At 61.1% G+C, this 1,783-nt stretch carries 1 protein-coding gene; it reads left to right on the top strand.

What is annotated here, in order from left to right:
• Positions 1-1,783 (top strand): Ig-like domain-containing protein (locus UC15_RS16435; RefSeq protein WP_157960993.1); only part of this gene is annotated, 1,783 nt, incomplete at both ends.

Below are 1,783 nucleotides of genomic sequence, written 5' to 3'. Positions count from 1 at the left end.
TCCGTGAGCATCAGCCCGGTCGCCACTGACAACATCGTTAACGCGACGGAAATCAACGCTGATCAGCTGATCAGTGGCAAGGTCACCAACGCGGCGGCGGGCGATACCGTCACCATTACGCTGGGCGGTAAAACCTACACGGCTGAAGTTCAGGACGATCTGAGCTGGAGCGTCAGCGTGCCTTCTGCGGATCTGAAAGGGTTCGGCGACGGCGACCTGACGATTTCCGCCAGCGTCACTAATCAGCACGGCAACACTGGCACCAACGATCGCGAGATCAACATCGACGCCGGTCTGCCGGGTCTGCGTATCAACACCGTGGCTGGCGACGATATCGTCAACAGCATCGAGATTAATCAGAACCAGATCGTCAGCGGCACCAGCACCGATATCGCGGCAGGCAGCAGCGTGACCGTGACCATCAACGGCGTCGATTATCAGGCGACCGTTGGCGCGAACGGCGCGTGGTCTGCGGCGGTTCCGGCTGCGGACGTGGCGAACTGGCCAGCGGGTGCGTTGAATATCAGCGTGACCGGCACTGACGTGTCCGGCAACTCTGTGACCATCTCGAACAACGTCACCGTCGATCTGAGCAGCGTGGCGATCTCCGTGGATACCATCGCGGTGGACGACATGATCAACGCAGCAGAAAAAGCGGCAGATCTGACGCTGACGGGGTCGACGCAAAACGTCGAAGCCGGTCAGACCGTGACCGTGAATTTTGCGGGGCACACTTACACTACGACCGTTGGCACCGACGGCAGCTGGAGCGTGAAAGTTCCGGCAGGCGACATGACCAGCCTGAAAGACGGCGACGTCACCGCAACCGCCAGCGTTACCAACGTAGCGGGCAACAGCGCGAGCGCGGCGAATACGGCGGAAGTGGACGCATCTGCGCCGACCATCACCATCAACACCATCGCCGGTGATAACGTGCTGAACAGCGCGGAAGCCGGTGCAGATGTGGTGCTGAGCGGCACGTCGACGGCAGAAGCCGGTCAGATCGTTACTGTCACCCTGAACGGCAATGAATACACCGCGACTGTCGGCACCGACGGCAGCTGGAGCACGTCGGTTCCGGCGGCGGACGCCTCGGCGCTGACCGACGGTACCTACGCTGTGAACGCGACGGTGAAAGATGTCGCCGGTAACAGCAGCAGCGTCAGCGGTTCAGTTCTGGTGGATATCACTGCGCCAACGCTGACTATCAACACCGTTTCCGCCGACGACATCATTAACGCGCAGGAGCATCAGCAGAACCTGATGATCTCCGGTGGCAGCACGGGCGTTCCGGCGGGCGGTCTGGTGACCGTTGACATCGACGGCCACAGCTACACCGCTGCGGTGGATGCCAATGGCAACTGGAGCGTTGGCGTACCGGCGGACGTGGTCAGCACCCTGACCGACGGTTCCTACACCGTCAGCGCAAGCGTCAAAGATGCCGCAGGTAACGACGGTTCAATTACACACGACGTCACGGTTGATACCGTTGCGCCGGTTCTGACCATCAATACCGTTGCGGCCGATGACGTGATTAACGCCATCGAAAAAGGCGAAGCCCTGACCGTCAGCGGCACCAGCAACGGCGCGGAAGGCAGCACCGTGACGCTGAATCTCAACGGGCAGAACTACACTGCGACCGTCAGCAACGGCGCGTGGACGCTGAACGTTCCGGCTTCCGACGTCGCGAAACTCGGCGAAGCGGATTACACCCTGACTGCCAGCAGCACCGACGCGGCAGGTAACACCGGCAGCGCGACGCACGATGTTTTAGTCGACAGTT

Source organism: Rahnella sp. AN3-3W3 (genome assembly GCF_003263545.1).
GTDB lineage: Bacteria > Pseudomonadota > Gammaproteobacteria > Enterobacterales > Enterobacteriaceae > Rahnella > Rahnella variigena.
Note: the sequence above shows the minus strand (reverse complement) of the source record. Positions and strands in the feature narration are given on the sequence as shown.